This is a genomic window from Allobosea sp. (assembly GCF_036675845.1).
In the GTDB taxonomy this organism is placed as follows: domain Bacteria; phylum Pseudomonadota; class Alphaproteobacteria; order Rhizobiales; family Beijerinckiaceae; genus Allobosea.
Map to the genome: position 1 here is coordinate 1 of NZ_JAKFED010000145.1, position 25,756 is coordinate 25,756.

Here is a 25,756-nt window from a genome sequence, read left to right on the forward strand (position 1 = left end):
CGGCTGGCCAGGCGATGCCGCCGGCGCGTCCCGCCCCGCCTCCGGCTGCGACGCCGGCCGCCGCAGCGGCTGCCGGCGCGGCTTCCGCCGCCGTTGCCCAAAGCGCCCGCGAGACGGTCGCGGCCGGCCAGGCCGAACTCGGCGACATGGCTCGCCAGCTCGAGGAGGCGCTGAAGCGCCCGTTCTCGGCTGTCCGGCCGTCGGGCGGAGCCCGCCCCGAGACGGAAGCCGTCAAGCCGCCCGCCACGCCGGTTCCCCCGGCGCCGCCGCCGGTTCCGGCCAACCAGCCCAAGCCGCCGCCGACGCTCTCCGGCGGCATCCCGGCTTCGTCGCGCCCGCCGCTCGACATGGAGGCCGAGCTCGAAATGGCGCTGGGCCTGAAGCCCGGCCCGGCCCGCCCGGCCGAGGCGCCGATGGTGGTGCCGCCCGTCTTCGCCGCGCCGGAGCGCAGGCCGCAGCCTGCTCCCGCCAGGCCTGAGCCTGCGAGGCCTGAAGCCACCAAGCCTGAACCCGCCAAGACCGAGACATCGAAGCCGGAACCGGCCAGGAGCGAGCCTGCTGGCAAGGAGCCGGAGACGGCGGCCAGGTCGCGGGAGGTTCCGGTGCCGAGCGTTGAGGCGGTGCACGGCGCCGAGCCGAAGCGGGACGAGCCCAGGTCCGGCGAGCCCAAGCCCGATGCGCCCAAGCCCGATGCGCCCAAGCCGGTCGCGCCCAAGCCGGCGGAGCCGTCCGCCGAGCCGAAAGGCTCCGAAGCAAAGCCGGAGAAGTCCAAGGCGGAGCAGCCCGGCTCCGACGAGGCCAAGCCGGCGGATGCCAAGCAAGCTGAAGCCAAGCCCGCCGAAGCCAAACCTGCCGCGCCGAAGCCGAGCGAGGCAGACCCGTTCTCGGTCGACGCGATCGAGGCCGAGTTCGCTCGCCTGCTCGGGCGCGATCCGAAGCCGAAGGGCTGAGGCAGGCGCTTTCGCCCGCCCGCCAGCCAGTCGGCAGGGGATGGCGGGGCGAAAGCGCTTCGCGGCGCCCCGCATCCTGCTCTAGCGTTTCCCCGGCCCGCGCCTTGATTCGGGCAGGGAAGGCGCATGCACGATACGCAACGCAGAAGGCCGAGAGCATGGCGGTGGGCCGTGCCGGTGGTGCTGGCCCCGGTGCTGCTCGGGCTCGGCCTGTCGGCTCCGGCGCTGGCGCAGACGCTCTCGCTCGACCTCGGCCAGGGCGGCGGCGTCACGGAGCGGGCGCTTCAGCTCATCGCGGTCATCACGGTGCTGTCGCTGGCGCCGTCGATCCTGATCATGGTGACGTCGTTCACGCGTATCGCGGTGGTGCTGTCGCTGTTGCGCTCGGCGATCGGCACGCAGACCGCGCCACCGAATGCCGTGATCATCGGGCTCGCCCTGTTCCTGACCGGCTTCGTGATGACCCCGACCCTGCGCGAGGCCTATCGCGTCGCCGGGGCGCCGCTGATCGCCGGCGAGATCCAGCCGCAGGAGGCGTTCAACCGCGGCATCGTGCCGTTCCGCGCGTTCATGCTGAAGCATGTGCGCGAGAAGGATCTGGCGCTGTTCATGGAGATGTCGCGCGAGCCGCCGCCGGAGCGGGCCGAGGACGTCCAGATCCAGGTGCTGATCCCGGCCTTCATGATCTCGGAGCTCAGGCGCGCCTTCGAGATCGGCTTCCTGCTCTTCGTGCCGTTCCTGATCATCGACCTCGTGGTCGCCTCGATCCTGATGTCGGTCGGCATGATGATGCTGCCGCCGGTGACGGTGGCGCTGCCCTTCAAGCTGATCTTCTTCGTGCTGGTCGACGGCTGGGGGCTGGTCGCGGGTTCGCTAGTCAAGAGCTATGGCAGTTGAAGGAGGCTGGGGCCCGCCCTTGCGGCGAAGTAAGCAGTCTCCGTCATTGCGAGGAGCGCAGCGACGAAGCAATCCAGGGCCGTGGAGTGAGCCCTCATGGATTGCTTCGCTTACGCTCGCAATGACGGCGAGGCGGACGGCAAGCGCTCAGCCCTGGCCGGGCTTGTCGCCCGGCGTGCCTGGCATCGCTTCCTCGGCCTTCGGCTTCTCGCGCACCGCGCTGGAATAGGCCGGGTAGCGCTTGCGGTATTCCTTCAGGAAGTCCTGCATCATATCCGAGCCGGCGGCCGAGCGCGCCACTTCGCGAATGTCGGCGGCGCTGGCGCGGCTGGCGCCGGTGACGAAGGCGAACAGGCGCGCATCGGCGCTCTGCGCCATCTTGCCGGCGAATTTGGTGCGCAGCCGGTCGAGCGAGAGCGCCTCGTCCGACATCGCATAGGCGATCGCCGCGCGCATCGCGTCGCTGCGCTCGCCGTCGCGCAGCGGAGCCTCGCCGCGCCAGCTCTCGCCGAGGATGCGCTCCAGCGCCTCGCCGGCCTCGCGCCAGCGCCGGCCGCTCCAGAGGATGTCGGCATGCAGCCGGTCGACCTCCGGCCCGCTCTCGCCTTCCAGCAGGTCGAGCGCCTGGTCGGTGCGCGAGAGGTCGGAGAGCGCCTTGGCCTCGAGCAGCAGGCGAGCCCGCTTGACGTCGCCCGGCAGCTCGGCGAGGCGGGTCGAGACGATCGCCTGCAGCGCCTCGGCCGGCCTGCCGTTCATCAGCCGGATCATGGCGAGACGGGCCGCGACGGTGGAGCGGGCGGCTCCGCTGAGCCTTTTCTCCATCTGGTAGTGCAGGATGTCGCCGCCCTGGTCGAGCAGGTCGAGCTCGACCAGCCGGTCGGCGAGCAGGCGGGTGATCTCGTCGCCGCGCCGGCCGATCGGCAGGAATTCCTTGAAGTCGTAGAACAGCGCCAGCGCCTCGAGGCGCGGCAGCTTCTCGAGATCGGGATCGCTGAACAGCGCCTCGAAACGCTGGGCGGTCTCGTCGTGCAGCAGGCGGGTCGCCGGATGGTCGGGGAAGTTCTCGTTGGCACGCCGCGCCGCCTGGAAGGCGTCGCGCCAGCGCTGCTGCTGCGCATAAATGCGCCCGAGCTCGGCCAGGGCCTCGATCTCGATCTCGCCGCCGCGCCAGATCGCCGAAACCGTCTCGAGCCGTGCCGCCGCCTCGTCGACGGGGAAATCCGGGCGCTTCTCGGTGCGGGCGAGCTTGACGGCGCGCAGCTGCGCCTCGGCGGCGACCGGCCGGCTCGCGGCCTCGAAGAGCGGGCGGTAGCCGTTGAGCGCCGCTTCCGGCCGCCCGCTGGCATCGTCGAGCATGGCGCGCAGCAGCGCGATCTCCTCGGCGGAGATCAGGTTTTCCGGCAGTTCGGCGAGGCGGGCGATCTGCTTTTCGGCGACCATCGTGTCCTGCATGGCGAGCGCCGCGCGGGCCATCGCCGGGCGGAACTGCGCCTGGAGGTAGGCCGGGTAGCCGTCGAGCACGGCTTCCGCCCGCCGGAAGCCGGCCAGCGCCGGAGCATTGCGGCCGAGCCGCTGCTCGGCCAGCGCCCGCCAGAGCCCGGCCTCGGCCTCCTCCTTGATCGGCCCGGCCTGGAAGGCCTTCAGCGCCTCGGCGTTGCGGTGCATCAGCGCCGCGATCACGCCGCGCAGGAACAGCGCCTCGCGATTGCCGCGCATCGCCGGATCGTCGGCCAGCAGGGCGTTCAGCGGGCCGGCTGCTTCTGGCAGCATCGCATTGGCGGCGAGGAAGCGGGCGAGCGTCAGGCGCGCCTCGGATTTGCGGGCACGCGAGGCGTCGGCGACATCGCGCAGCAGTTCCTGGGTCCGCTCACGCACCGCGTCTGTGCGCAGGCTCGACCAGAGCTGCGGGTCCAGCAGCGGCGCGGCGGCCGCATCGGCCGCCTTCTTCTCGGGGTCGCCCGGCCTGCCGGCGTCGAGGCTGACGACCAGCCCGCCGCTGCGGCCGATCAGGGCCTCGTCGGCACCGGCCCGCACCATGATGTCGTCGGCCAGGGCGCTGACGGCGACGCCATGGGCGGTCTGGAGCAGGCCGAACTCGACGAAGCGGTAGGGCTTGGAGACGGCCCGCGTCGGGCCGAGCGCGGTCGCGACCGCCATCGGGGCGCCGCCATCGCGGTTCTCCAGCCAGTGCACGCCGGTCATGCCCGGCACCGGGACGGCGACCACGGTCTGGCCGCGCTCGTCGGAATCGCGGCGCGGGGCCAGGGCCACGGCAGGCTTGCCGGCCTTCTCGCCGAAGGAGAGCGACCACGTCGTGCCATCGTCCGAGAGGCGCGTCAGCTGCTGCCGGCGCGTCTTCAGCCGCAGCACCGTGACCTTCGACTCGCGCATGACCGTGACGTCCTGGACGAGGCCGGGCAGCACGCCCTTGAGCTTGTCGGGGTCGAGCGTGTCGCGGGTGTCGAAGACCAGGGTGACGAGGCCGGGCTCGGCGAAGGCGGCGGCGCCGGTCGGGCGCGGAAAGCGGAAGTCGATATGGCCGCCATCGCCATCGGCGGCGGAGGTGATCCTGATCTCCTGCGGGGCGGGGTCGACCGGCGCTGCCGCCACCGCCGGGGGCGGCACGACCGGCGGCGCCACGGCTGCGGGGGCCATGGCGGCCGCGGTCTCCGCGCTGGCGGGCAGGGCCTTCGGCGCCGCGGCCGCCGGCCGGGGCGCGGCGGGTTTCTCCCCGGGTTGCGGTGCGCCGGCCTGGAGGCTGGCAAGCGTCACCGTGCCTGGTCCGCTTGCCCCGGCGAGGTCGACGGTCCAGCCGGCCTCGTCCTGGAAGCTGCGGAGCTGGCGCTCCTTCGGCACGCTGAAGACGAGCTCGGTGCCCCCGGCCTCGTTCCTGGCGCTTTCCAGGGTGAAACCGGCCGGCAGCAGCGAGCGGATGCGGCCGGGCTCGAGCTGCAAAGGCTGGTCGAAGGCGAGCGTCAGCTGCCCGTCATCGAGCCGCGGCGTCAGCCGCGCCTCGGCAGGCGTGGCGAACATCAGCCGGTCGAGCGTCGGCAGGCGGACGCTGCGGAAGCCGAGCGGCGTCGGCTCGGGCGCCGGAGCGCGGGCGACGTCCCGAGCGCGCGCCTCGGCCAGGCGCAGGCGCCTGGTCAGTTCGGCGACGACCTCCGGCGGCAGGCCGGGCAGCTGCCCGACCCAGTTCTCGGGCAGGAGGTCGACGAAGGCGCGGTCGCCCGCTTCGAGCAGATTGGCACGGTAGGTCCGGGCGAGGGCGAAGCGCAGGCCCCGGCCGTCGGGATCGACCCGCGCCAGCGAGACATAGGCCGGGAGTTCTCTCGCGATGCGGCTCGGATCGACCTTCACCGGCTGGCCGAAGGCGACGACCAGCACGCCATTGGCGACGCGGATGCGCGTCGTCACCGGCTCGTCGAAGGTGAAGGCGAGGCGGCCGAAGCCGGCCTGCATCGGCTGGCCGCGCAGCTCGGCATTGGCCGCCAGGACCGGCGCGGTGAGGCCGATGGCGAGGCTCATCGCCGCCAGGCCGATGCCGAAGCTCAGGGACCGCAGGACACGCAAGACGCAAACACTCACGCAACGACACAGGCGCCGGGCCGCAAAAGGATGCGGACCCGGACGAGGCGCAAGGTTAAGGCGTCAAGGATAACGCGGCGTTAAGGGCGCAGGCGGCCGGGCGGATCGGCCGGATTGCCGCGGAAGCGGCGTCCGTTGTTCGGCCGGCGCTCGATCACAAACGGCGCGGCTGCTTCCGACCCAACTCGGGCATGCTCAAAGTCTGCTTCCGGAAAGCTGCGAGCGAGTCGAGTATGGACACCCTTGCGGGGTACCTGGTCCGGACCGCCCTTGCGGTTGGCATGGCTACGGGCACACCGGGGCTGGTCTACCGATTTGCTAACGAACGCAGCATTCTGTTCTCGAGGTTTTAGAATTTTGCTAGCCCATTGGGACAACCCGAGCGTAATGTTGCGCTTCTAATTGGAGTCGAGGGCGGAATTTGCCGCGGCATTGATTCACTAAAGTTTTCTCAAATCATTCAACCTGGGGGGCTAGGCAATGGTTATGAAGATCACGCGGCGGCAGGCTGCGTTCGGCGGGATGAGTTTAGTCGCCGGCTCCTCGATCAGCACGGCTGGTCGAGCTGAACCGGGATCTGTTCTTGGTATCGGTGAAGGGCTTGAGGATTTCTGGCTTGCCACTGACGCATATATTTACGGATACCCGTTAGTCACCATGGAAATGACGCGACGGGTCCTCACCAACGTCGCGGCGCCGGTCGGAACGCGGGCGCCAATGGGCACGATCATCAAGTTGCGCCAATACCCCGACGCCTCCTTCAGAGACGTCACCGCCCCAAATGCCGACACGCTCTATACCACCGCCTTTTTCGACGTTGGAAAAGAGCCCTGGGTGCTCAGCATCCCCGACATGAAGGGCCGGTATTTCCTGATGCCGATGCTGGACGGCTGGACCACAGTGTTCCAGGTTCCCGGCAAGCGCACCACCGGCACTGGCGCCCAGACCTATGTGATCACCGGGCCCGGCTGGAAGGGGTCCCTCCCGGCGGGCGTCAAGGAGTACAAATCCCCAACGAGCATCGTCTGGCTGCTCGGCCGCATCTATTGCACCGGCACGCCGGAGGATTACGCCGAAGTCCATAAGCTGCAGGACGAGTTCAAACTCGTGCCGCTGAGTTCCTACGGCAAGCCCTACACGCCGCCGTCCGGCACGGTCGACCCGTCGATCGATATGAAGATGGCGGTGCGCGAGCAGGTGAACCGCATGGACGCGGTGTCGTATTTCACGTTGCTCTGCAAGCTGATGAAGGACAATCCACCGGCCGCGGCGGATGCGCCCCAGATCGCCAAGTTCGCCCAGATCGGCATCGTACCCGGACAAGACTTCGATGCGAGCAAGCTCAAGGCGGATTTTCTCAAGCGCGTGCCCGAGGTCGCCGTCGACCGGATCATGATCCAGTTCAAGATCAACAAGGACATCAAGAATGAGGGCGGCTGGGCGTTTACGACCAAGACCGGCATCTACGGCACGGATTATCTGATGCGGGCGCTCATCACCGCCATCGGCCTAGGCGCGAACCGCCCCCAAGATGCGGTCTATCCGACATCTCAGAAGGATGCGGTAGGCCGGAAGTACAACGGCGCAAACAAATATGTGATGCGCTTTCCGAAGGGCCAGTTGCCCCCAGCAAGCGGCTTCTGGTCGCTGACGATGTACGACGCAGGGTATTTCTTCGTGAACAACCCGCTGAATCGCTACTCGATCAGCGCGCGTCAAAACCTGAAATCCAATCCGGACGGGTCGACCGATCTCTACATTCAGAAGGAATCGCCCGGCAAGGACAAGGAAGCCAATTGGCTGCCATCTCCTCCGGGTGACTTCATCTTGATGATGAGACTGTACTGGCCGGCCGAGAAGAACCCCTCGATCATCAACGGGTCGTGGAAGATTCCGCCTGTTACTAAAGTGACGTAACGTGAAATGCACGCTACCCGCGGTAGCGTCTTAGGTCAGAGGAATGGCCTCCGCGATCCAAGGTGACAGGGCGGATATACGGTGCACGTCCGCACAATTGAAACTGATCCGGCCGGTCGCTCTCAGAGCGTCCGGTTCCGGGCGCCAACGCAACTTCGGCTTTCCACCCCAAGCTGCCGTTCACAGGTTCACGACCTAGCGCTGCCGTGCGGGCTCGATCGCCGGCAGCTCGTTGCCGGCCGGGCCGGCGGGGGGCGCCGCTGCCGTGCGTTCGGCGCCGCCGGGGCGCCCGCGCGAGGAGAGCGCGACGGTCAGGCGCTCGGCCGCTTCCGGCGACATCGCGGCGAGCACGTCGGACATCTTGCGCGGGTTCATCTTCTGGACGACCGGCACCAGCACGTCGAGCGCGAGGCGGTCGAAGACGCGAGCGGCGTCCTTGGGCTTCATCGTCTCGTACATGATCACCAGGTTCTTGATCGCCTGGCTCTCCTCGGTGTCCTTCTTCTTCGGCCCCTCGACCTTCTCCTCCAGCGTCTTGAGATCCTCGACGCGGCCGCCGAGCTTCTTCTCGGCGCTGTCGAGCAGCTTCTCGCGCATGTCGAGCTCGCGCATGCGCGCCTCGATCTCGTCGCGGCGCTCGCCGAGGCGCTCCAGCAAGGCGCGCTCGGCCGGAGAGATCGGCTGCGCCGTGCCGTTCATCACCGCGGCCTTGTTGTTCGGATTACTGGCGGCTGCGGCGTCGCGCCTGGCCTGCTCCTCGGCCGAGAGCTTCGGCGTCGGCGGGTCGATCGTGCCGGTGGTCTCGGGGTCGAGGAAGCTGTCGGGCGCATGGGCGCGGGCGATGACCTTGGCCAGGCCCCAGACTTCCTTCTCGGCGGCGGCCGGCTTTTGCGCGAAGGCCTGGGCGCTCGCCGGCGCCGGACCGGGAAAAGGCTCCGCCGTCCAGGCGAGCAGCTTCAGCGCCAGGAGACCCATGGCGCCGAGGATGACCGCTGGAATGAGGCGGGGCGACTGGATCACGCAGCCTGGCCCTCGAGCCGGCGCGCCGCGCGGGCGCGGATCGCGGCGGCGGCATCGGCGGCGCTGGCCATGCGCGAGACCGCCGGCTTCTCGGCTTCCTGCGGCTCGGCCCTGGGCGCGACCAGCGTGGCGGCGCCGACGATCTGGGTGATCCGGTCCATGACGCCCTGGCCGGCCTCGATCTGGGCGGCGAGGTCGGCGGCGTAGCGCTCGGCGGTGCGCAGGCGCTCGGCCAAGGTGCGATCGCAGTCGCCGAGCGTCAGCTTCAGCCCGGCGATGGCGCGCTCGGCGGTGTCGGTGGCGGCGATCAGCGCGCCGATGGTCTGGCGCATTGCGCTCTCATCGGCCTTCAACCGCTCGATCCGCTTGGCGAGGACATAGCAGGTGAGGATGGTGGCGACGAGCAGGCAGGCGACCAGCGCGTCGGCGATCAGGGTGATGGTCATGGGCGGCTGGCTCCCGGCTCAGGCTGTCGGGGTGAGATGGCTGGTGTCGAAGGCCGCCATGGTGGTCTTGGAGCGGCGCAAGGGGCTGACGACCTGGACGGCGATCTTGTCGTCGACGCGCCCGATGCGGCCCTCGCTGACGATGAACTCGCCGCAGCGCAGCGAGGCGACCGACTCGGGGCGGGCGTCGAACATCAGCGTGTCGCCGATCTCGAGGTTCATCACGCGCTTCAGCGGCATCGTGCATTCGTGCAGCACGCATTTGACCGCGACGTCCGCCTGCCAGACCTCGGTGGCGAGGTGGTTCTCCCAGATCGGGTCGCGCCCGAGCTTCTCGCCCATGAAGCTCTCGAGGAGCAGTTCGCGGATCGGCTCGATGGTGGCGTAGGGCAGAAGCACATGCAGCGAGCCGCCGCGCCCTTCCATGTCGAAGCGCAGCTCGACGCGGATCGCGGCATTGGCCGGGCGCGAGATCGAGACGAAGCGCGGATTGGATTCGATCCGGTCGACCCGGAAGGTCACCGGCGAGAGCGGGCGGAAGGCGGCCTCGGCGTCGCCGAGCACCACGGCGATCACGCGCCGCAGCAGGCTCATCTCGATCGAGGTGAAGGGCCTTCCGTCGACGCGCGCCGCCGGCTGGCCGCGCTTGCCGCCGAGCATGGTGTCGAGCACGGAATAGGTGAGGGCGGATTCGATGGTGACGAGGCCGAAATTGTCCCACTCCTCGGCCTTGAACACCGCGAGCATCGCCGGCAGCGAGATCGAGTTGATGTAGTCGCCGAAGCGAACCGAGCGGATGCCTTCGAGCGTGACCTCGACATTGTCGGTGAAGAAGTTGCGCAGGCTGGTCGAGAGCAGCCTGACCATGCGCTCGAAGATGATCTCGAGCATCGGCAGGCGTTCATAGGAGACCGAGCCGGAATCGACGATCGCCTGGATGCCGTTGCGGCCGCCCTTGCCGTCTTCCCCGGCCGAGAAGCCGAGCATGGTATCGATCTCGTCCTGCGACATCAGGCGGTCGATATGGGCTTCCGGCTCGCCCTCGTCGGGGGCGATGTCGGGCATGGCAGCCCATTCGGCCGCCATGCCTTCCGGCGTCAGCGGGACGTTTTCCTTGGCGGAGGCTTCGAGGTCGAGATCTTCGGTGGCCATGGACTGGGGTCGCTTTGCAGGGCGCTTGCGCCGGATCGGACTATTGGATCAGGAGTTCCTTGAAGAGCACGGCGTCGACCTTGGCCGGGTGCACCGTGACGTTGACGCGCCGCAGCAGCTCTTCCTTGAGCCGGTACATGCCGGCCGAACCTTCGAGGTCGGAGGGGCGCAATTCGCGCATGAAGACCTGGAAGGCGTCCTCGACGCGCGGCAGCAGCGGCTTGATCTGCTCGGACACCTTGGCGTCGGCGATCTCGAGCACGACCTTGATCTTGACGATCGGCTGGCGGTCCTGCTGGCCGCCGGCCGAGATGCCGATCATCATGTCCTTCATCTCGACGAAGGCGACGGGCTTCTTGGCGGCAGCGGCCGCCTCGGCGGCTGCGACCTGCTCGGCCGAAGGCTTCTTGAGGAAGAAGAACCAGCCACCGCCGCCGAGCGCCAGAAGTGCGACAGCGCCGCCGATCATGATCAGCTTCTTCTTGCCGGGCTTCGGGGCGCCCTCGGCGCCGGCCTCGCCCTCTTCCTCGCCCTTCTTCGGCTTCTTCGACATCGCGGCCCGCCTGCTGGAAGGTGGCGCGCCGAGCGGCCGATCCCTTCAGGGCGAACCTGACGAATTACGGTTAACGCCTCGTTAAGCCAGGCAAAATCTGCCGGGCCGTTTCTGCCGCGCAGGCGGTTTGGTTCCGGCTTCCGGCCCGGTCAAGATCCGCGGCTGTCTTAGCAATATCAACGGCTTGCCTGCGGTTAACCATGTTGGCACGGGGGTTGCTGACCTTTCGGTTGCGATGGCCGCGCTGGGGAGCGTCGAGGCGATCGCGGGAAAGATCGGGAGCAGGGGCCGTGGAAAACGCGCTTCTCGTCGGCCTGTCGCGCCAGATGGCTCTGGCGCGGGAGCTCGACGTCATCGCCAACAACGTGGCGAATGTCGGAACGAACGGATTCAAGGCGCGCTCGGCGCGCTTCAGCGAGTTCATCTCGCCGGGCGCCCGCGCCGATACCTTTCCGACGCAGGATCGCCGGCTCTCCTATGTCGTCGACAAGGGCTCGCCGATCGACCTGTCGGCGGGGGCGCTCGAACGCACCGGCAACCCGCTCGACATCGCGCTGCAGGCCGACAACTACCTCGTGGTGCAGACCCCGCAGGGCCAGCGCTATACCCGCGCCGGCTCGCTCGACATCAATGCCCGCGGCCAGCTCGTGACCCAGTCCGGCCAGCCGGTGCTCGGCGATGGCGGGCCGATCGTCTTCGGCGAGAGCGAGAGCAATCCGCGCATCGCCGCCGACGGCACCGTCTCCTCCGACCAGGGCCAGCGCGGCAAGATCCGCCAGGTTCGCTTCGACAATCCCCAGGCGCTCAAGAGCGAGGGAGACAATGTCTTCTCCTCGACCGCGCCGGCGCTGCCGTCCGGGCCGCAGGCGAAGCTCGAGACCGGCGCGTTCGAGCGCTCCAACGTCAAGGCCGTCGCCGAGATGACCCGCCTGGTCGAGGTCCAGCGCGCCTACCAGAACATGTCGGCGCTGCTCGCCAAGACCGACGAATTGCGAGCCAAGGCGATTTCCCGCCTGGCCGACCAGCAAGCCTGACGCGGAAAGGAGCAAAGCCCATGCGCGCCCTGCAGACCGCCGCCACCGGCATGATGGCCCAGGAACTCAACGTCCAGGTCATCTCCAACAACATCGCGAACGTGCGCACCACCGGCTACAAGCGCCAGCGCGTGCACTTCCAGGATATGCTCTACGAGCACTACCGCCGCGCCGGCTCGGCGACGTCGGAGCAGAACACCATGGTTCCCGCCGGCATCTCGATCGGCTCGGGCGTCAAGACGGTCTCGACCGGCCGGGTGATGACCCAGGGCAACATGACGCCGACGGAAAAGCAGTTCGACGTCGCGATCCGCGGCGAGGGCTTCTTCCGCATCCGCCTGCCGGACGGGCGCACCGCCTATTCGCGCGACGGCTCCTTCGACCTCGACGCGCAAGGCCAGCTCGTCACCCGCGACGGCTACCAGGTCGAGCCCGGGATCACGATCCCGAACAACGCGACCAGCGTCAGCATCAGCGCGCAGGGCACGGTCGAGGTGATGCTGCCGGGCCAGACCGCGCCGCAGCAGCTCGGCCAGATCCAGCTCGCCCGCTTCATCAACAAGGTCGGCCTGGAATCGATGGGCGACAACCTGTTCCTCGAGACGGCGGGTTCCGGCCCGGCGATCGACGGGGTCGGCGGCGGCGAGGGCTTCGGCAACCTGCAGCAGAACTATCTCGAGGAAGGCAACGTCCAGGCGGTGACCGAGCTGTCCTCGCTGATCGCGGCGCAGCGCGCCTATGAGATGAACTCGAAGGTGATCTCGGCGGCGGACCAGATGATGCAGTCCACCACCCAGATCATCCGCTAGAGCGAGGGATCGCCACCATGATGCGCTCCATCCTCCTGCTCGCGGCCTTCGGTCTCGGCGCCGATCCGGCGCTGGCCCAGGCCCCTGCCCAAGTCCCTGCCCAAGTCCCTGCCCAAGTCCCTGCCCAGGCCCCCGCCCAGGCGCCTGTCCAAGCCACTGCCCAAGCCACTGCCCCAGCCGCTCAGGCCGGCAGCGGCGCGCCCGCGATCGCTCGGCAGGCGGCCGCCGGCAAGCCCCGCCTCAGGCCCGACCTGACCCTGACCCGCGACATCGTCAGCTTCGGCGACCTGATCGCCGGCCTGTCGCCGCAGGACGCCGCGATGCCGGCCTTCCGCGCGCCGGCACTGGGCGAGACCGGCACGATCCAAGTCAGCCGCATCGTCGATGCCGCCCTCAAGAACGGCATCCTGCGCGAGGCGCTCGACCTCGACAGCCAGGGCCTCGCCCAGGTCGTGGTGACGCGCGCGGCACGGCGGATCACCGGGCAGGATATCGAGGCGGCGGTGAAGACGGCGCTGCTCGAGCGCTTCGGCTTCGACGGGCGCGCCTTCGCCCTGGTCTTCGACGGTGGCGCGCCCTCGGTCGCGGTCGAGCCGGAGCTTTCCGGCGATATGGTGGCGCTCGATCTGAACTACGACGCCCGGAGCCGGCGCGTGATCGGCCGCCTGGCCGTGCCCGGCAGCGCCGCGACGCGGCTGAAGCCGGTGCGCGTCTCCGGGCAGCTGGTCGAAACCGTCGATGTCGTGGTGCCGGCGCGCCCGATCGCGCGCGGCGAGACGCTGGCCGCCGGCGACGTCCTGGTCGAGCGGCGCCCGCGCGACGCCAGCGCCAACGATTTCCTCAGCGAGGCGCGCGCCGCGATCGGCAAGGTGGCGAAGCGCTCGCTCCTGGCCGGCGTGGCGCTGCGCGGCGGCGACGTGCAGCGCGAGGAGATCGTCGGCCGCGGCGAGATGGTCACCCTGGTCTACGAGGCGCGCGGCGTGCTGATCAGCATGCGTGCCCGCGCCAACGAGGCCGGCGCGATGGGCGATGTCATCACCGTCACCAATGCCCATTCGAAGCGGGTGCTGCAGGGGACCGTCAGCGGGCCCGGCCGCATCAATGTCAGCCCTCCAGGCGGCGGCCATGTCGCCGCGGCGCGCTGAACCCTGATTTCAAAGTGCGGATCGAGATCATGACCCGAAACAACCCGATCGCCTTCCCCGCCGTTCTCCCCGTCGTTCTTGGCCTCGGCCTGCTGCTCGGCGCCTGCGGCGCCGCCGACCGGCTCGCCAATGTCGGCCAGGCCCCGGCGCTCTCGCCGATCGAGGACCCGACCGCGAGCAAGGGCTACAAGCCGGTGCAGATGCCGATGCCGGCGGTGGAGCACGCCTCCTACGCGCCGAACTCGCTGTGGCGGACCGGCTCGCGCGCCTTCTTCAAGGACCAGCGCGCCCGGGTGGTGGGAGACCTCGTCACCGTCAAGGTCAAGGTCACCGACAAGGCCCAGCTCGACAACACCACCAAGCGCAGCCGCAAGAACGGCGAGGATTTCGGCGCCGGCCGGATCATGGGTTTCGAGAACAAGCTCGACAAGTTCCTGCCGAACGGTTCCAGCGCGGGCGAGTTGCTCAGTCTCGACTCGGAAGGGACGAGCGAGGGCTCGGGCTCGGTGCGCCGGGCCGAGCAGCTCGCCACCAATGTCGCCGCCGTCGTCACGCAGTCCCTGCCGAACGGCAATCTGGTGATCGAGGGCAAGCAGGAGATCAGGGTCAATTTCGAGGTCCGCGAGCTGATCGTCGCCGGCGTGATCCGGCCGGAGGACATCGAATCCGACAACACCATCGAGTCGACCAAGATCGCCCAGGCCCGCATCGCCTATGGCGGCCGCGGCCAGATCACCGATGTCCAGCAGCCGCGCTACGGCCAGCAGGTGATGGATATCCTGCTGCCGTTCTGAGGGCTGTCTCGATGGGACCGGAACCGCCGCGTCATTGCGAGGAGCGAAGCGACGAAGCAATCTAGGAGACCATAGAGCACTGCCGCCTCTGGATTGCTTCGCTGCGCTCGCAATGACGGGCCAGCTCGATCGATCCGGAGGCACTTTCCAGCTACCCGGCGCGACCAGGCGACGCTCCCCACGTCCACGCCCCGCGCCGGGTCGGCGGCTTCTCCCGAGGCCGCCTTCCTTCCCGGCCGCCAGCCACGCTCCCCAAGCTATCCGGCTGGCAGCCCGAAAGCCCCGCGCCTCCCGCGCGGGGCTTTTGCTTTGGGAGGGGTGGTGTTGGCGGTGTCGAATATCTGAGTTGGGTTGGAAGCGGAACTTAGGAAGTCTGACATAACACCAGAGTGGTCGCATGATTCCGGGTGGGTGGCATGAAGGTTCTGATCTGGATTGTCAGCGTGCCACTGCTGCTGACCTTCGGCTGGGGATGGTTCGTCCAGCCGAGCTATGAGCATCGGTTTCGAATCGCGGTGGCGATCGCAACGCCTGACGGAGTGAAAGAAGGGTCTTCCGTCTGGTCGGTCACCTGCACCGAGCCGGTGCCGATTGCGGGCGCCAGCGTGATGACGGGTGGCTGCAAGACCGTCGGCGAAGCGATCTTCGTTGATCTCGGTCAGGGCCGGAATTTGATTGCGCTGATGGCGCGCGGTCAGTTCGGCGGAGGCGTCGACGTCTATGACATCGCCGCAAGGGCGTTCGACTATGCGGGTCTGCCGAGAAGCCGCGATGGTCGCCCCATCTTCAGCCGGTGGTGGTATTCTTACGCGCCGGCTTGGCAGGGCCGCCGCGAGCTTCGCGGCAATAACATGCTGACGCTCGCTAGTTTTGCCTCTCTCGAAGAGCCCGCTTCGGGGCGCGTGGTCCAGCCAACACCGGCCGGCTTCGAGACGGTCTTGGGGGCGGGCTACCAGCTGGAGCGGATAACGTTAGAGATGGTGCCAGCCGGCATTTGGCCATTCAATATCACTGGGCTTTCGGGAACGCCGGTGAGCAAGGGAATCGAGCAAAGGATTCCCTTGCTGATTTCGCATCGCAAGCAGCTGAGAAATGTCATCAGCAATATGCCGCCGCGATATCAGGCAGAGTTCTCGCAATTCTTGCGCGGGGGTGATTTTGCTTTCTGGCCGAAGGACTTGGATGCGAGAGACAAAAGTGGTCCCTCCAATTGATGTCAGCAATGGGTCGAGGCTGACTTCTTCTTCACGCCCGGCCCTTCGCAAAAAAAGGCCCCGCAGTCGCCTGCGAGGCCTTTGGAGGAACAGCGCTACCGCCGCGTCTCAATCGTCCCTGAACACCCGCTCGTTGCGCTCGTGGCGTTCCTGGGCTTCGAGCGACAGCGTCGCGATCGGGCGGGCTTCCAGGCGCTTCAGCGAGATCGGCTCGCCGGTCTCCTCGCAATAGCCATAGGAACCGTCGTCGATGCGGGCGATCGCCGATTCGATCTTGGAGATCAGCTTGCGCTGGCGGTCGCGGGCCCGGAGCTCGATGGCGCGATCGGTCTCGGAGGAGGCGCGGTCGGCGATGTCGGGGTGGTTCTCGCTCTCGCTCTGCAGGGTGACCAGGGTCTCCTTGGCCTCCTTGAGGATCTCCTCCTTCCAGGCCAGCAGCTTGCTGCGGAAATACTCACGCTGCCGCTCGTTCATGAACGGCTCCCTCTCGGAGGGTTTGTAGTCGGGATCGAGGGTGGTCTGCTTCGACATGGGCAGGCTTTCTCAATGAACGTCTGCTCGATGATCCCCGCCGGCATTGCCGTGGGGGCCGCCGATTTGGCGCCCTTATAGCGATAGGTCCCCGTCGTAACAATCGGCTTTCGCGAGCCCGTGAATTCGGCGGCAAATTACGGGAAAATCAGCGAAAACGGTTGAGGGCGGCGGCGATGTCGGCTTCGACCACCCGCGCTATCCCCAGCCTGTAGTGGCTATGGTCGAAATAATTGTCCGGCTCGCGATTCTCCGGCCGGTCGATCCGCCAGTCGACCAAAGCGGTGCGCGGCCGGCTCGCGGCGAGCTCGGCGAAGGCGTTGCGGCAGGCCGTATCGGCGGCGGCGTCGGCGCTGCCGGGCACCGGCAGGGCGCTGACGAAGTTCGGCGGGCGCAGCAGGACGACCGGCACATCGGGGGCCTGAAGAGCGAGCAGGGCACGCAGCTTCTCGGCGGCCGGGAACGGGCCGGTGGCGTTGCCGCCGCCGGCCTCGTTCGGCGCCAGCAGCCTGGCCCGGCGGACCGGGTCGCTGTGGAAGCCCTGCATCTCGTAGCCTTCCTCGTAGTTCCAGTAGCCGTCGGGCCGCGCCCGGTCCGGCGTGCTCGCCGCCAGATAGCGCAGCCGGCGCAGCACCTCCTCCAGCACGTCGAAGCGCATCAGCCCGGCGAAGTAGGCGAGGGCTGAGCGCTCGAACAGCCAGAAGGGGAAGGGCTTCTCGATCGGCAGCGTGGCGTCGGACGTGCACCAGCGCACATCGACGCCGATCACCAGCGCCTGCGCCGGCTCGCGGCGCTGGCGCAGGAACCAGTCGAGCAGGACGAGCGCCTCGCGCGGGCCGGTCGCCGGCGCGATCAGCGAGACGAAGGGGATGCCGGTCTGCCGCTTCAGCGCCTCCGGCGAGACGAGCTGGATATGCGAATTGCCGAAGATCGCGCCGTGGAACTGCGGATCGCGGCCGCGGCTGGCGGCGGCGGTGCGCGGCCCCTGCGGGCTGACGCCGGCCTTCAGCGGCAGGGGCGAGCGGCCGGTGTCGTAAGGGTCGACCAGGAAGGCAAGCGCCAGCAGGGCCAGGACGAGCCCGGCCGCCGCCAGCACGAAGGTCACGGCGAAGCCGCGCCAGCGCGCCTTAGAACTGGAAGTAGATGAACTCATAATTGGCGTCGTCGCCGATCTTGAACAGCACCAGCACGAAGAGGATCGCGGTCGCGACGGCGAGCCAGCGGGCCGGGGGAAGCTTCCAGGCCAGGGCCCAGGCCGTCGGCCCGATGATCGCGACGGCGACGGCCGGCACCAGCGCCCGCCATTTGAATCCGGTGCCGACCGGGCCGAGGCCGATCAGCCCCTTGTAGATCGCCAGCGCCGCCTCGAACGAGGTCGCCCGGAACAGCACCCAGCAAAAGGCGACGAAGACGAAGGTCAGGAGCCAGCCGAGCGCCTTCGGCATCGGCAGCTTGGCGCGGCGCCAGAGCACGCCGACCGCCAGCGCCGCGCCATGGGCGACGCCCCAGGCGACGAAATTGAGGCCGGCGCCATGCCAGAGCCCGCCGAGCGCCATGGTGGCGAACAGCGCCCAGAGCTGAAGCGGCAGGCCATGGCGCGAGCCGCCGAGCGGAATGTAGAGATAATCGCGCAGGAAGCGCGACAGGGTCATGTGCCAGCGCCGCCAGAAATCCTGCAGGCTCACGGCGCGATAGGGCGCCTCGAAGTTCTGTGGCAACACGATGCCGAAGAGCAGCGCCAGGCCGAGCGCCATGTCGGTGTAGCCGGAGAAGTCGAAATAGATCTGGAAGGTGAAGGCGAGCGTGCCCTGCCAGGCCTCGGCGAGCGCGATCGCCTTGCCCGCTGCCGCTGCCGCGAAGACCGGATTGGCGTATTCGGCCAGCGGGTCGCCGATCAGCACCTTCTTCGCCAGGCCGATGGTGAGCAGGATCAGGCCGCGGGCGACGCGCTCGGCCGCATCGGAGCGCAGATAGGGGCGCTCCTCGAACTGGTGCATGATCTCGCGCCAGCGCACCAGCGGCCCGGCCAGGACCTGCGGGAAGAAGGCGATGTAGAGGCTGTAGCGCACCAGATCGTAGCGCGGCGCCTCGCCGCGGCGCAGATCGGTCAGGTACATCACATGGTGGAAGGTGAAGAAGGAGATGCCGAGCGGCAGCGCGATGTCGAGCTTCGGCGCCGGCAATCCCGGAATCATCCCAGCGAGATCGGCGAAGAAGTTGAAGTATTTGAACAGCGCCAGCACGGCGAGGTTGATGACGATGGCGAGGGTGATCAGGCCGCGCCGCTTCGTCTTCTGGAAGGCCTCGGCGATCAGCCAGTTGAGCAGGATCGAGAAAGCCAGCAGCGGCACGAAGCGCCAGTCCCAATAGCCGTAGAAGGCGAAGGACAGCCCCGCCAGCAGATGCAGGCGCCAGGCCGGCGCAAAGCGCTCGACCAGCCAGTGCAGGGCGAGGGCAAGCGGCAGGAAGCCGAGCAGGAAGGCGAAGGAGTTGAAGAGCATCGGGTGGGCTGAGGCGGCGGGAGAGCGCCGCCTTAGCGGATTCCGGCCCGGGAGTCATGTCGCACCGGGTCGTAGCCCGGAACGAGCCGAGCGGGCGAGCCGTTCAGACGTTGTCGCCGCGCAGCGCCGCACAGACCGCCTCGGTGACATGGCGCGTCGTGGCCTTGCCGCCGAGATCGGGCGTATGCAGCGCCGGATCGGCGGTGACGCGCTCGACGGCCCGCATCAGCCGCGCGGCGGCGGCGGTCTCGCCGAGATGGTCGAGCATCATCGAGCCGGTCCAGAAGGTCGCGACGGGGTTGGCGATGCCCTTGCCGGTGATGTCGAAGGCCGAGCCGTGGATCGGCTCGAACATCGAGGGTGTCCTGCGTTCGGGGTTGAGGTTCGCGGTCGGAGCGATGCCGAGCGAGCCCGCCAGCGCAGCGGCGAGATCGGAGAGGATGTCGGCGTGGAGGTTGGTCGCGACGATGGTGTCGAGCGTCTCCGGCTTCAACGTCATGCGCATGGTCATGGCGTCGACCAGCATCTTGTCCCAGGTCACGTCCGGGAACTCCTGCGCGACCTCGGCGGCGATCTCGTCCCACATCACCATGCCGTGGCGCTGGGCGTTCGACTTGGTGACGACGGTCAGGAGCTTGCGGGGGCGGGCCTGCGCGATGCGGAAGGCGTAGCGGATGATCCTGGTCACGCCGGCGCGGGTGAACATCGCCACATCGGTCGCGACCTCCTGCGGCAAGCCCTTGTGGACGCGGCCGCCGACGCCGGCATATTCGCCTTCGGAATTCTCGCGCACGATGACCCAGTCGAGCTCCGGGCCGGAGACATGGCGCAGCGGGCTGGTGATGCCGGGCAGGATGCGGGTCGGCCGGACATTGGCGTATTGGTCAAGCGGCTGGCAGATCGCGAGCCGCAAGCCCCAGAGCGTCAGGTGGTCGGGGATGTCGGGCGCGCCGACGGCGCCGAAATAGATCGCGTCGAAGGCGCGCAGCCGGTCGGCGCCGTCGGCCGGCATCATCACGCCATGCCGGCGGTAATAGTCCGAGCCCCAGTCGAAGGATTCGACGTCGAGCCGGAAGCCGCCGTCGCGCTCGGCGCAGACCGCCAGCGCCTGAAGCCCGGCGGCGATGACCTCGGGGCCGATTCCGTCCCCGCCGATGGCGGCGATCCTGTGCGTACGCATGTCGTTTCCGATCTTCCTTCGGCTTCTTAACGCCGGATGCTTTCAGCTGGAATCGCGCCGTCATCCTGGGCGAAGCGCAGCTTCGTCCCGGGATCCATCATCGAGCGCCGTCGATCCCTATGATGGATCCCGGAGCTGCGCCGCTTCGCGGCTTGTCCAGGATGACGCCGTGGTTCCAAGTAAAATCATCAGATTCGCGGGGCGGTGGCCGGTTCTTCCCGGCCGCCGCCCGGATTGTCATTGGACGGTCACGCCCGCGTCCCTGATGACCGGGACCCATTTGTCGATCTCGGTCCGGACGAGCTCGCCCAGCGCCGCGGGCGTCTGGCCGGCCTCGTCGGGCAGCTCGGCGCCGAGCTCGAGGAAGCGCTTGCGCGTCGGCTCGTCCTTGAGCGCGGCGCGCGCGGCGGCGTTGAGCCGGTCGACGATGGTCTTCGGCGTACCTTTGGGGGCGAACATCGCGTTCCAGCCGGTCGCCAGGAAGCGCGGCAGCCCCTGTTCGGCCGAGGTCGGCACGTCGGGTATCACCGAGAGGCGGTTAGGCACCGCGACCACCAGCCCCTTGCCCTCCTTGGCCTGGACCGTCGGCACGATCGCCACCGTCTGGTCGCAGACATAGTCGACCTGGCCGCCGAGCAGCGCGTTGAGCGCCGGGCCGGAGCCGCGGAAGGGGACATGCTGCGGCTTCACGCCAAGCAGCGCGTGCAGGAAGAGGCAGGTCAGATGCGAGGTCGAGCCGACGCCGCCGGAGCCGTAGTTCAGCTTGGCGGCGTTCTCCTTCGCATAGGCGACGAACTCCTTGAAATCCTTGACCGGCAGATCCTTCTTGGCGACCACCAGCATCGGCGTCGAAGCCGAGTTCATGATCGGCTCGAAATCGGTGCGCGGGTCATAGGCGAGCTTCGGATAGAGCCCGACGCTCGCGGCCTGGGTGCCGAGATTGCCCATCAGCAGCGTGTAGCCGTCCGGCGTCGCCTTGGCGACGCGGCTCGCCCCCGTCGTACCGCCGGCACCGGCGAGGTTCTCGACGACGATCGTCTGACCGAGCGTGCGGCTCATATGGTCGGCCATCAGCCGCGCGACGATGTCGGTGGTGCCGCCGGCCGCGAAGGGGACGACGAGCGTGATCGGCTTCTCGGGGTAGGCGGGCTGGGCCGCCGCCGGCGTCGCGGCCGCCAGTGCGAGAGCCAGCGCAAACAGCATCCGTTTCATGATTTCTCTCCCTGTCGCCGGCGCCGTCCACCGGCTTGCCGGCTGCTGCTCTTCCGCTTGTCTTCCATGGAAGTTTGCATGGTTCAGCGTCGTTGCGCGGGATCGCGATGTCAAGCTTCCATCTCACCTTGCATGGAAGATGCGCGACATGCTCAATGGCCGGCTGGAGGTGATCATGGCCGAACTCGCACCCGCCGATGTTGCCGATGCCGGCCAGCGGCGTGGCTCTCTTGTCGACGAGGCCTATGCGGCGCTGAAAGCGGCGATCCGCGACACGGTCTTTCCGCCGGGCTATCGGGGCTCGGAGCAGGAGATCGCGGTCAGGCTGGGCATGAGCCGCACGCCGGTGCACGAGGCGATCATCCGGCTGCAGGAGGACGGGCTGGTGCGGGTGCTGTCGAAGCGCGGCGTGCTGGTCTGCCCGCTGGCGCCCGACGACATCCGCGAGATCTACGACGTCGTCGTCGCGGTGGAATCGATGGCGGCCGAGTTGCTGGCCGGCCTGCCGGACAGCATCCGAACGGCGGCGGCTGACGAGCTGGATGCTGCCACCACGACGATGGAGGAGGCTCTGGCGGCCGGCGATCTGGGCCGTTGGGCCGAGGCCGACGAGCTGTTCCATCGCCTGCTGGTCGAGCGCTGCGGCAATGGCAGGCTGCGCCGCATCGCCCAGACCGTCACGGACCAGGCGCACCGGACGCGGATGCTGACCCTGAGGCTGCGACCGACGCTGGCGCCTTCCGCCGAGGCTCATCGGCTGCTGACCGCGGCATTGCGAACAGGCGATGCCGGCGAGGCGCATCGCTGCGCCCGGGCTCACCGCGTCTCGGCCCGCGACGAACTGGTGCCGCTGATCGAGAGCATCGGGCTGCGCCAGCTCTGACGGCCGGATGGTATCTCTCGCCTCCCGCTTGGAGGGTAGTCCAGCAGCTGCCAGCAATCTCTCGTCGGATACGCCCAATCGCCTGTCGGGAAGCGGCTCCATCAAAGCGAATTTCAATCAATCGATTGATTAAATCGGGAATCCGCGTAATGTCGCTGCCATGGCAGGCAAATCCATCATCAAGGACACCGAGGGCACGCGGCAGGCGTTGATCCGGGCCGGGCTCGACCTGTTCGGCCGCAACGGCTTCGACGCCACCTCGACTCGCGAGATCGCCCAGGCGGCCGGCGTCAACAGCGCCGGCATCGCCTATCATTTCGGCGGCAAGGACGGCCTGCGCCAGGCCTGCGCCGCAGCGATCGTCGCGCGCATGCAGGCCGTCATCGCCGGCGGCCAGGCGCCGGTCGGCGAGGGAGCGGCCGATCGCGAGGCCGCGCAGGCGCAATTGCTGGCGCTGGTCGAGCGGATCGTCGCCTTCCTGACCACGGTGCCGGAAAGCGAGATCATCGTCCGCTTCGTGGTTCGCGAGATGCTGACGCCGAGCCCGGCTTTCGAGGCGCTCTATGGCGGCCTGTTCGATCCGGTGCACCGCCGGCTCTGCCGGGTCTGGGCGGCCGCCACGGGCATGGAGCCGGAGGCGCCGGCGACGCGGCTCGCGGTCTTTTCGGCGATGGGCCAGGTCTTCTATTTCCGGATCGCCCGGCCGGCGATCAAGCGCCGCATGGGCTGGGACGAGATCGGCCCGGAAGAGGCCGGCGCCATCGCCGAAGCCGTTCGCGCTTCCGTCCGGGCCAGCATCCTCGCCTGTGCGGGAGAAGCATCGTGATCGTCGAATTCATCTGCTCCTTCGCCATCGCCGCCTCGCTCGGCATCTGCGCTCCGGCCGCGACCCGGATCGTCGGCTATGTCGAGGGCGAATATGTCCGGCTCGGGCCGATCGACACGGCTCGGATCGAGAGCGTCGCGGTCCGGCGCGGCGAGCGGGTGATGCCGGGCGCCGTCGTCGCCGAGCTGCAGAAGGACGACGCGCGGAACGCCGTCACCGAGAGCGAGGCGCGCCTGGTGCAGGTGCGGGCCCAGCTCGCCAATCTGCTCAGCGGCAAGCGCCCGGAGGAGATCGCGGTGATCGAGGCCAATGCGGCCTCGGCCCAGGCGCAGCATCGCGAGGCGGAGCGGGCCCTCGAACGCCGGCAGGACCTCTTCCGTCGCGGCGTCTCGACCCAGGCCGATCTCGACCAGGCCCAGACGGCGCGCGACGTCGCCGCGGCGATCGTGCGCCAGAGCGCCGCCAATCTCGCGGTGGCGCGGCTGGCGGCGCGGGAGGAGGAGATCAAGGCGGCAGAGAACCAGGTGGCGCAGGCGCAGGCGGCGCTCGACCAGGCCAAATGGCGCTTGTCGCAGCGGACGCTGACGGCGCCGGCGGCCGGCATCGTCACCGATCTGGTGCGCCATCCCGGCGAGCTCGCCGGACCGGCAGCTCCGGTACTGACCATGCTGCCCGACGGCGCGGTCAAGCTGGTGCTCTATGTGCCGGAGGCGCTGCTTTCGAGCACCGTCGTCGGAACGCGGCTCGAGGTGCGCTGCAATGGCTGCCCGCCGGGCCTTGCCGCCACCGTCTCCTATGTCGCCAACGAGCCCGAGTTCACGCCGCCGGTGATCTATTCGGCCGATACCCGGCAGAAGCTGGTCTATCTCGTCGAGGCGCGGCCGGAAGGCGGGCCGGCAGTGCGGCTGCAGCCCGGCCAGATCGTCGACGTGATGCTGCAGGCTCCGCGATGAGCACCGAGAACGTCATCGATGTCCGTGGCCTGACCAAACGGTTCGGCAAGCGCACCGTGGTCGACAATGTCGATCTCACGGTGCGTGCCGGCGAGATCGTCGGCTTCCTCGGCCCCAATGGCTCGGGCAAGACCACGACGATCCGGCTGATCTGCGGGTTGCTGACGCCCGATGCCGGGGAGGGCACCGTGCTCGGCCTCGACGTCCGCAGCCAGAGCGCACAGATCAAGCTGCAGGTCGGCTACATGACGCAGAAGTTCTCGTTCTACGAGGACCTGACGATCGAGGAGAACCTGACCTTCGTCGCCCGGCTCTACGGGCTGAAGCCGGTCGGCGAGGCGGTGGCGAAGACGCTCGACAATCTCGGCCTGACCTCGCGCAAGGACCAGCTTGCCGGCACGTTGTCGGGCGGCTGGAAGCAGCGCCTGGCGCTCGCCGCCTGCATCATGCACCAGCCGAAGTTGCTCCTGCTCGACGAGCCGACCGCCGGCGTCGACCCCAAGGCGCGCCGAGAGTTCTGGGACGAGATCCACAAGCTCGCCGGCGAGGGCCTGACCGTGCTGGTCTCGACCCATTACATGGACGAGGCCGAGCGCTGCCACCGCATCGGCTACATCGCCTATGGCCGCATGCTGGCGACCGGCACGGTCGCGGAGGTGGTCGCCGGCTCGGGCCTCTCCACCTATGTCGTCCACGGCGCGCTGAAGCCGGCCGAGATCGCCGAGCTCGCCCGGGCCGATGGCGTCGAGCAGGTCGCCCCCTTCGGCGCGACGCTGCATGTCGTCGGCACCGACAAGGGCAAGCTCGAACGGGCGCTGGCGCCGCTCGCCGACCGGCCGGGCATCCGGATCGAGCCCGGGACGACCAGCCTGGAGGATGTCTTCATCCAGTTCATGGCGCGCTCGCAGGCCGAGGGGCGGGCGGCATGAGCGGCGCTGCAACCAATGCCAGTCTTGCGGCAGGGCGGCTCGGCGCCGTCCTCGCCAAGGAGTTCGTGCAGATGCGGCGCGACCGCATCACCTTCGCGATGATGCTGGTGGTGCCGATCATCCAGCTCCTGCTGTTCGGCTACGCCATCAACAACGATCCCAAGGGCCTGCCGGCGGCGGTGCTGGCGCTGGGGCAGGACCGATACACGCGCGCGGTCGTCGCGGCCCTCGAGGTCTCGGGCTATTACCGCTTCGGCAAGCGCCCGCAGAGCGCTGCCGAGGCCGAGAGCCTGATGGCGCGCGGCGCGATCTCCTTCCTCGTCACCATTCCCAGCGATTTCGGCACCAGGGTCGAGCGCGGCGACGAGCCGCGCATCCTGGTCGAGGCCGATGCGACCGATCCGGCCGCCTCGAGCAATGCGGTCGGCGCGCTGCAGACCATCGCCGGCCGGGCGCTGACGCGGGCGCTCGGCACCGAGGAGCTCAAGCGCGAGCAGAGCGAGAGCGCGCTCTCCTTCGTCGTGCACCGGCGCTACAATCCCGAGGGCATCACCCAGTACAACATCGTGCCCGGCCTGCTCGGCGTCATCCTGCAGATGACCATGGTGATGATGACGGCGATGGCGCTGACCCGCGAGATCGAGCGCGGCACCATGGAGAACCTGCTCGCCATGCCGGCGACGCCGGGCGAGATCATGCTCGGCAAGGTGCTGCCCTATCTCGCCGTCGGCAGCGTCCAGGTCGCGGTGGTGCTCAGCGCGGCGAAGCTGCTGTTCGGCGTGCCGTTCCTCGGCAGCCTTACCCTGCTGCTCGCCTGCGTGCTGGTCTTCGTGCTGGCGCTGGTGCTGCTCGGCTACACGATCTCGACCATGGCGCGCACCCAGCTCCAGGCGATGCAGCTGACCTTCTTCTTCTTCCTCCCCTCGCTGCTGCTCTCCGGCTTCATGTTCCCCTATGCCGGGATGCCGGACTGGGCGCAGTGGCTCGGCGAGATCTTCCCGCTGACGCATTTCCTGCGCGTCGTCCGCGCGATCATGCTGAAGGGCGCCGATCTCGGCGATATCGGCCTCGAAGTGCTCTATCTAAGCCTCTTCGTGCCGCTCTATGCCGGCATCGCGCTGATGCGGTTCAGGAGCACGCTGGACTAGCGGCTGCCGCCTTCTCGCGGAAACAGCCGTCATTCCGGCCGAAGCGCCGGAATCCATCGTAGAGCGCCGGCGCC

22 protein-coding genes and 1 pseudogene are annotated in these 25,756 nt (G+C 68.5%); 13 read left to right on the forward strand and 10 right to left on the reverse strand.

The window, feature by feature from the left end:
- A pseudogene (locus V6M56_RS15145) lies at window positions 1-950 on the forward strand (hypothetical protein); the annotation flags it as partial.
- A 126-nt stretch (window positions 951-1,076) separates the two neighbouring features.
- The gene (gene fliP, locus V6M56_RS15150) at window positions 1,077-1,847 is read left to right on the forward strand and encodes a flagellar type III secretion system pore protein FliP (RefSeq protein WP_332684957.1); all 771 of its coding nucleotides are present in this window, start codon (window positions 1,077-1,079) and stop codon (window positions 1,845-1,847) included.
- Window positions 1,848-1,994: 147 nt separating this feature from the next.
- Here the strand turns inward: fliP and V6M56_RS15155 are convergent, their stop codons facing one another.
- Complete coding sequence (locus V6M56_RS15155; protein WP_332684958.1) at window positions 1,995-5,420, reverse strand: hypothetical protein; 3,426 nt, start codon at window positions 5,418-5,420, stop codon at window positions 1,995-1,997.
- Between the two features lie 501 nt (window positions 5,421-5,921).
- Here V6M56_RS15155 and V6M56_RS15160 point away from each other — a divergent pair.
- The gene (locus V6M56_RS15160) at window positions 5,922-7,352 is read left to right on the forward strand and encodes a DUF1254 domain-containing protein (RefSeq protein ID WP_332684959.1); all 1,431 of its coding nucleotides are present in this window, start codon (window positions 5,922-5,924) and stop codon (window positions 7,350-7,352) included.
- A 195-nt stretch (window positions 7,353-7,547) separates the two neighbouring features.
- Here V6M56_RS15160 and V6M56_RS15165 read toward each other — a convergent pair whose 3' ends face one another.
- Genes V6M56_RS15165 through fliL form a run of 4 tightly spaced genes read right to left on the reverse strand, consistent with a single transcriptional unit; the run spans window position 7,548 to window position 10,523 of the window.
- Window positions 7,548-8,372, reverse strand: a complete 825-nt coding sequence (locus V6M56_RS15165; protein ID WP_332684960.1) for a MotE family protein — start codon at window positions 8,370-8,372, stop codon at window positions 7,548-7,550.
- The gene (locus tag V6M56_RS15170) at window positions 8,369-8,818 is read right to left on the reverse strand and encodes a DUF6468 domain-containing protein (RefSeq protein ID WP_332684961.1); all 450 of its coding nucleotides are present in this window, start codon (window positions 8,816-8,818) and stop codon (window positions 8,369-8,371) included. The genes V6M56_RS15165 and V6M56_RS15170 overlap by 4 nt, the downstream gene beginning before the upstream one ends.
- Before the next feature lie 18 nt (window positions 8,819-8,836).
- Window positions 8,837-9,970, reverse strand: a complete 1,134-nt coding sequence (gene fliM, locus V6M56_RS15175; RefSeq protein WP_332684962.1) for a flagellar motor switch protein FliM — start codon at window positions 9,968-9,970, stop codon at window positions 8,837-8,839.
- 40 nt (window positions 9,971-10,010) lie between these two features.
- Window positions 10,011-10,523, reverse strand: a complete 513-nt coding sequence (fliL, locus tag V6M56_RS15180) for a flagellar basal body-associated protein FliL (RefSeq protein ID WP_332684964.1) — start codon at window positions 10,521-10,523, stop codon at window positions 10,011-10,013.
- Between the two features lie 290 nt (window positions 10,524-10,813).
- On the opposite strand from fliL, the gene flgF reads away from it, so the two are divergent.
- The 5 genes from flgF to V6M56_RS15205 all read left to right on the forward strand — a co-directional run bounded on the left by flgF (window position 10,814) and on the right by V6M56_RS15205 (window position 15,519).
- On the forward strand, window positions 10,814-11,557 hold the full coding sequence (flgF, locus tag V6M56_RS15185; protein ID WP_332684965.1) for a flagellar basal-body rod protein FlgF: 744 nt from the start codon (window positions 10,814-10,816) through the stop codon (window positions 11,555-11,557).
- A 20-nt stretch (window positions 11,558-11,577) separates the two neighbouring features.
- Window positions 11,578-12,366 (forward strand): flagellar basal-body rod protein FlgG, encoded by a 789-nt coding sequence (gene flgG / locus V6M56_RS15190; protein ID WP_332684966.1) that lies wholly within the window; start codon window positions 11,578-11,580, stop codon window positions 12,364-12,366.
- A 17-nt stretch (window positions 12,367-12,383) separates the two neighbouring features.
- Window positions 12,384-13,511, forward strand: coding sequence for a flagellar basal body P-ring formation chaperone FlgA (gene flgA / locus V6M56_RS15195; protein WP_332684967.1), 1,128 nt, complete (start codon window positions 12,384-12,386; stop codon window positions 13,509-13,511).
- 29 nt (window positions 13,512-13,540) lie between these two features.
- The gene (gene flgH / locus V6M56_RS15200; protein ID WP_332684968.1) at window positions 13,541-14,305 is read left to right on the forward strand and encodes a flagellar basal body L-ring protein FlgH; all 765 of its coding nucleotides are present in this window, start codon (window positions 13,541-13,543) and stop codon (window positions 14,303-14,305) included.
- Between the two features lie 416 nt (window positions 14,306-14,721).
- Entirely contained in the window at window positions 14,722-15,519 is a 798-nt protein-coding gene (locus V6M56_RS15205) for a hypothetical protein (protein ID WP_332684970.1), read from the forward strand.
- Window positions 15,520-15,627: 108 nt separating this feature from the next.
- Here the strand turns inward: V6M56_RS15205 and dksA are convergent, their stop codons facing one another.
- From dksA to V6M56_RS15230, 5 genes are all read right to left on the reverse strand, one after another.
- Window positions 15,628-16,050 (reverse strand): RNA polymerase-binding protein DksA, encoded by a 423-nt coding sequence (gene dksA / locus V6M56_RS15210; protein WP_332684971.1) that lies wholly within the window; start codon window positions 16,048-16,050, stop codon window positions 15,628-15,630.
- A 148-nt stretch (window positions 16,051-16,198) separates the two neighbouring features.
- Complete coding sequence (locus V6M56_RS15215) at window positions 16,199-17,203, reverse strand: hypothetical protein (protein ID WP_332684972.1); 1,005 nt, start codon at window positions 17,201-17,203, stop codon at window positions 16,199-16,201.
- Window positions 17,178-18,551 (reverse strand): MBOAT family O-acyltransferase, encoded by a 1,374-nt coding sequence (locus tag V6M56_RS15220; protein WP_332684973.1) that lies wholly within the window; start codon window positions 18,549-18,551, stop codon window positions 17,178-17,180. Before V6M56_RS15220 ends, V6M56_RS15215 begins: the two co-directional genes overlap by 26 nt.
- 103 nt (window positions 18,552-18,654) lie before the next feature.
- Entirely contained in the window at window positions 18,655-19,731 is a 1,077-nt protein-coding gene (locus V6M56_RS15225; protein WP_332684974.1) for a tartrate dehydrogenase, read from the reverse strand.
- Between the two features lie 237 nt (window positions 19,732-19,968).
- A complete protein-coding gene (locus V6M56_RS15230; protein ID WP_332684975.1) occupies window positions 19,969-20,943 on the reverse strand; it encodes a tripartite tricarboxylate transporter substrate-binding protein in 975 nt (324 codons plus the stop codon).
- Window positions 20,944-21,118: 175 nt separating this feature from the next.
- Here V6M56_RS15230 and V6M56_RS15235 point away from each other — a divergent pair, with 175 nt between their 5' ends.
- The 5 genes from V6M56_RS15235 (at window position 21,119) to V6M56_RS15255 (ending at window position 25,682) form a co-directional block, all read left to right on the forward strand.
- The gene (locus V6M56_RS15235) at window positions 21,119-21,826 is read left to right on the forward strand and encodes a GntR family transcriptional regulator (RefSeq protein WP_332685067.1); all 708 of its coding nucleotides are present in this window, start codon (window positions 21,119-21,121) and stop codon (window positions 21,824-21,826) included.
- Window positions 21,827-21,986: 160 nt separating this feature from the next.
- Complete coding sequence (locus V6M56_RS15240) at window positions 21,987-22,652, forward strand: CerR family C-terminal domain-containing protein (protein WP_332684976.1); 666 nt, start codon at window positions 21,987-21,989, stop codon at window positions 22,650-22,652.
- Window positions 22,649-23,605 (forward strand): HlyD family secretion protein, encoded by a 957-nt coding sequence (locus V6M56_RS15245; RefSeq protein WP_332684977.1) that lies wholly within the window; start codon window positions 22,649-22,651, stop codon window positions 23,603-23,605. Before V6M56_RS15240 ends, V6M56_RS15245 begins: the two co-directional genes overlap by 4 nt.
- Window positions 23,602-24,534 (forward strand): ABC transporter ATP-binding protein, encoded by a 933-nt coding sequence (locus V6M56_RS15250; RefSeq protein WP_332684978.1) that lies wholly within the window; start codon window positions 23,602-23,604, stop codon window positions 24,532-24,534. The genes V6M56_RS15245 and V6M56_RS15250 overlap by 4 nt, the downstream gene beginning before the upstream one ends.
- Window positions 24,531-25,682: an ABC transporter permease gene (locus V6M56_RS15255; protein WP_332684979.1), complete on the forward strand. Its 1,152-nt coding sequence runs from the start codon at window positions 24,531-24,533 to the stop codon at window positions 25,680-25,682. The genes V6M56_RS15250 and V6M56_RS15255 overlap by 4 nt, the downstream gene beginning before the upstream one ends.
- Window positions 25,683-25,756 lie beyond the last annotated feature (74 nt).